This window comes from Sulfitobacter sp. HI0129, assembly GCF_001635395.1.
Taxonomy (GTDB): Bacteria; Pseudomonadota; Alphaproteobacteria; order Rhodobacterales; family Rhodobacteraceae; genus Sulfitobacter.
In genome coordinates, this window is record NZ_LWGH01000850.1 from 1 (window position 1) to 4,896 (window position 4,896).

Consider the following 4,896-nt stretch of genomic DNA (forward strand, 5'->3'; position numbering starts at 1 on the left):
TTCCCCCGCTTGCGCGATATTGTTTCACCGATGTTTCATTCGGTTGCAAAGGTTGAATTGCGGTATCGGCTGGGGCGACTTACCTCTCTACCAACCCAGACAGTGATCTGTGAAAGACTGAGGAAGTAACCGTGCAGACGACGATCAAATCACCCATCAGCTTTGCTGGCATCGGCCTGCATTCGGGCCTGCCCGCGACGGTGACGATTCGCCCTGCGGGTGCCTATCAGGGCATCTGGTTCTCGCGTTCCGATATCGCCGTGGGCGACAGGCTGGTGCCCGCGCGCTGGGATGCGGTCAACCGTTCGCCGCTCTGCACCAAGCTGGAAAATGGCAAGGGTCTGTCGGTCTCCACCGTGGAGCATCTGATGGCCGCTCTGGCGGGCTGTGGTGTACACAACGCCATGATCGAAATTGACGGCCCCGAGGTTCCGATCCTCGATGGTTCCTCCGCGCCCTTCGTGCGGGGCATCATGCAGCGCGGCATCCGCCATCTCGATGCGCCGGTGCGCGCGTTCGAGATGCTCAAGACTGTTTCCGTCAGCGAAGGCGACGCGACCGCGACGCTGGCGCCCTCCGACGTGATGCGCATCGATTTCGAGATCGACTTCGTCGATGCGGCCATCGGGCGGCAGCGCAAATCGCTCGTGATGAACAATGGCTCCTTCGCCCGTGAACTTTGCGACAGCCGCACATTCTGCCGTCAGGCCGATGTGGTGGCGATGCAGGCCAATGGCCTCGCCCTTGGCGGGAATGCCGGTGAAAACGCCGTGGTCTTCGATGGCGACAAGGTGGTCAGCCCCGGCGGTCTGCGCCACGTGGACGAACCTGTGCGTCACAAGATGCTGGATGCGCTGGGTGACCTCGCGCTCGCCGGGGCGCCGCTGATCGGTCATTACACCGGTACCCGCGCGGGCCATTCGATGACCAACACGTTGCTGCGCAAGGTCTTCGCGACGCCCGGGGCGATCCGCATGGTCACCTGCGATGCGGAAATGGCCTCCCGCCTGCCGGGCTTCGGCCTTGCCTGGGGCGAAATCCCACAAGTTGCCTGAATCCGGGCGCTGCGGGATCGGCCCGGTGATGGCCCCCTGATATTGCGGGCCGCGATCGCCCGGGATAGACTTTCCCCGATGTAGAACGTGGCGCAGGTCGCCCCCGCGACCTGCCGCTTTGATATCGGATAGGCGTTTTGCACCATTAACTTATGTGCTAGTCAGCACCCAACTTGGCACGGGATGAATAATTCGATGAACCGCAGGATGGGTATGGGCAAAGCCGGGGGCAGTATGCGGATGAGAACGGTGGGTATGACCGCCATGCTGGCCCTGCTTGTCGCTTGCGGCGGTCGGGACGCGGGCCGGACAACCAACAGCTTTTTCAACCCACAGGAAATCCCGCTGGAGACCTATACCGCGGAACAGATTTTCGAACGGGGGGAGTTCGAACTGCAACGCCGCCAGCCGGATGAGGCCGCCTTCTATTTCGCCGAGATCGAGCGGATCTATCCCTATTCGGAATGGGCCAAGCGCGCGCTGATCATGCAGGCCTTTGCCTATCATCAGGATCAGGACTATCCCAACAGCCGCTCCGCGGCCCAGCGGTTCATCGACTTCTTTCCCGATGACGACGACGCGGCCTATGCGCAATATCTCCTCGCGCTCAGCTATTATGACCAGATCGACGAAGTCGGGCGGGATCAGGGGCTCACCTTTCAGGCCCTTCAGGCCCTGCGCGCCGTGATCGAGAATTATCCCGACAGCGACTATGCCCGCTCGGCCATCCTGAAGTTCGACCTCGCCTTCGACCATCTGGCGGCGAAGGAGATGGAGATCGGGCGCTATTACCTGCGGCGTGACCATTTCCCCGCCGCCATCAACCGGTTCCGCGTGGTGGTGGAGGAATTCCAGACCACCACCCATACCGCAGAGGCCCTGCACCGGCTGGTGGAATCCTACCTCAGCCTCGGCCTCACGGCCGAAGCGCAGACGGCGGGCGCCATTCTGGGGCATAACTACCGCTCCACCGAATGGTATGAGGACAGCTACCGTTTGCTGACGGGCCGGGGGCTGACGCTGACCTCCATCGGGGACAACTGGCTGAGCGCGATCTATCGCCAGACCATCAAGGGCGAGTGGTTGTAACGGTAGGGTCGGCGATGCGACGGACCCACGGAAGGCTTGTATGCTGCGCGGTCTAGACATTTCGGACATGCTGATCATCAGCCGGCTGGAGCTGCGCTTCGAGCCGGGCCTGAACGTGCTGACCGGCGAGACGGGCGCGGGCAAATCCATCCTGCTGGATTCTCTCGGCTTCGTGCTGGGCTGGCGGGGGCGGGCCGATCTGGTGCGGCAGGGCGCCGCGCAGGGGGAGGTCACCGCCTGGTTCGACCTGCCGCCGGATCACGCCGCCCATGCCGTTCTGGAAGAAGCCGGGCTGCCGGGGGGAGACGAACTGATCCTGCGGCGGGTCAACAGCGGCGACGGGCGCAAGACCGCCTGGGTCAACGACCGCCGCGCATCGGGCGAAGTGCTGCGCGCGCTGTCGGAAACGCTGGTGGAACTGCATGGCCAGCACGATGATCGGGGGCTGCTGAACCCCCGGGGCCACCGCGCCATTCTCGATGATTTCGCGGGCAACAGGACCCTGCTGGACGAAACGCGCGCCGCTTGGTCAAACCTGGGTGCTGCCCGGCGCAGGCAGGAAGAGGCGACCGCTGCGCGGGAGGCGATCCGCGCGGAAGAGGAATACCTGCGCCATGCGGTGGCGGAACTGGACAAGCTCGATCCGCAACCGGGTGAGGAAGAGGCGCTGGACACCCGCCGCCGCCTGATGCAGGGGGCGGAGAAGATCCGTTCCGACGTCGCCCATGCCTATGAACTGATGGGCCAGAACGGGGCGGAGGCCGCGATGGGCGACGCGCTGCGCTGGCTCGACGGTGTGGCGCATAAGGCCGAAGGCGCGCTCGAAGCGCCGATGGCGGCACTGGGCCGCGCCATGGTGGAGCTGGACGAAGCCATGAGCGGCATCGCCGATGCGATCGACGGCATGTCGTTCGACCCGATCGATCTGGAAGTGACCGAAGAGCGGCTCTTTGCCATTCGCGGTCTTGCCCGCAAACACGATGTCCCGGCGGATCAGTTGCCGGATTTTGCGGCCACCCTCCGGGGTCGGCTGGATGCGCTGGACGCCAGCGAAAGCGAGGCAGCGGCACTGAAAGCCGAGGTCGCGGCGGCACAGGCCAGCTACGACAAGGCTGCCGAAACACTGGCTGCCGCACGGCGCGCTGCGGCCTCCCGGCTGGACAAGGCGGTTGCAGCCGAACTCGCCCCGCTGAAGATGGACCGCGCGGTCTTTGAAACGCAGATCACCGCCGAAACACCCGGCCCCGAGGGGCAGGATGCCGTATCTTTCACCGTGGCGACGAACCCCGGGGCCCCGGCGGGCCCCTTGGGCAAGATCGCTTCGGGGGGTGAACTCAGCCGGTTCCTGCTGGCATTGAAGGTCTGCCTCACCCGGGAACAGAACGGCCTTACCCTGATCTTTGACGAGATCGACCGCGGGGTGGGCGGGGCCACCGCCGATGCCGTGGGCCGCAGGCTGCAATCGCTTGCCGCGGGGGGTCAAATCCTCGTCGTGACCCATTCGCCGCAGGTCGCCGCCCTTGGTGCGCATCACTGGCGGGTGGAGAAATCCGTGAGCGACGGCATGACGACATCGAACGTGGTGCCGCTGGCACCTGCGGAGCGCATCGACGAAGTCGCGCGGATGCTGTCGGGTGACACGATCACCGATGCCGCCCGCGCGGCGGCAGAGGCCCTCCTTTCGGGGTCGGAGAGGATTGACGCCGCTCAATGACCGATCCGCAGCCCAGTTTCCTGTCCCAGCAGATCGCCCATATACGCGATGGTCTGCGGGAAGGGCTGGTGGTGATCCGGCAGAAAGGGCCGAGCAAGGTCACCTTCTGGTTCATCGCGCTTGTCATCGGTATCGCGGCGGGCTTCGCGGCGCTGTTCTTCCGCAAGGGCATCGACTGGCTTCAGGCGCTGCTCTACGGCACGGAAGACCCGCAGCGGCTGCATACCTTTCTGACCGGTCTCAGCTGGTACTGGATCGTCATCATCCCGACGGTAGGCGGGCTGGTTGTCGGGCTGATCCTACACAAGTTCACCAAGGACGCCCGCTGCCGCAGCGTGAGTGACGTGATCCTTGGCGCCGCCATGCACGAGGGCAGGGTGGAGACACGCGCGGGCCTTGCGTCTGCTCTGGCCTCGCTCATCACTCTCGGCACCGGCGGCTCCTCCGGCCGGGAAGGCCCCGTCGTGCATCTGGCCGCCGTGATCGCCACATGGGTGAGCCGCCGGATCAACGCCGACGGCATCACGGGCCGCGACCTGCTGGGCTGCGCCGTGGCCGCCGCGGTCTCCGCCAGCTTCAACGCACCCATCGCGGGCGCGCTCTTCGCGCTTGAGGTGGTGCTGAGGCATTTTGCCGTTCACGCCTTCGCGCCCATCGTGATCGCCAGCGTCGCAGGTACGGTGATCAATCGGCTCGAATTCGGGGGGCTGACGGAATTCACCCTGCCCACCTATGGCGATTTGCAATTCTACGTGGAGCTTCCGGCCTTTCTGCTCTTGGGGCTGACCTGCGGGGTGGTGGCCGTGACCCTGATGCGCAGCATCTTCTGGGCCGAGGATTTCGGCAATCACCTGCAGGCCCGGACCCGCATCCCACGCTACCTGCGGCCCGCGGTGGCGGGCTGCGTGCTGGGGATCATCGCGCTGTGGTTTCCCCATATCATCGGCGTCGGCTATGAAACCACTTCCATGGCGCTGACCGGCCAGTTGCTGTTTCACGAGGCGGTGATCTTTGCCGTGTTCAAGGTGGCCGCCGTGG

4 protein-coding genes are annotated in these 4,896 nt (G+C 64.9%); all 4 read left to right on the plus strand.

All coding sequences use genetic code 11. The features are described from left to right. Positions 1–131 precede the first annotated feature (131 nt). On the plus strand, positions 132–1,055 hold the full coding sequence (lpxC, locus tag A3764_RS19985) for a UDP-3-O-acyl-N-acetylglucosamine deacetylase (RefSeq protein ID WP_067923999.1): 924 nt from the start codon (positions 132–134) through the stop codon (positions 1,053–1,055). A gap of 240 nt (positions 1,056–1,295) precedes the next feature. Further along, positions 1,296–2,144: an outer membrane protein assembly factor BamD gene (locus A3764_RS19990; RefSeq protein WP_443069082.1), complete on the plus strand. Its 849-nt coding sequence runs from the start codon at positions 1,296–1,298 to the stop codon at positions 2,142–2,144. A gap of 40 nt (positions 2,145–2,184) precedes the next feature. Continuing rightward, positions 2,185–3,858 carry a DNA repair protein RecN gene (gene recN / locus A3764_RS19995; protein ID WP_067924004.1) on the plus strand — a complete coding sequence of 558 codons (1,674 nt, stop codon included), beginning with the start codon at positions 2,185–2,187 and terminating at the stop codon, positions 3,856–3,858. Next, positions 3,855–4,896 (plus strand): chloride channel protein (locus tag A3764_RS20000; protein ID WP_150122326.1); only part of this gene is annotated, 1,042 nt, incomplete at its 3' end. The genes recN and A3764_RS20000, both read left to right, overlap by 4 nt.

Bases quoted from the DNA above. Each gene is read 5' to 3' on its own strand.
- A3764_RS19990 (WP_443069082.1), top strand. From the start codon at position 1,296: ATGAGAACGGTGGGTATGACCGCCATGCTGGCCCTGCTTGTCGCTTGC.
- recN (WP_067924004.1), top strand. From the start codon at position 2,185: ATGCTGCGCGGTCTAGACATTTCGGACATGCTGATCATCAGCCGGCTG.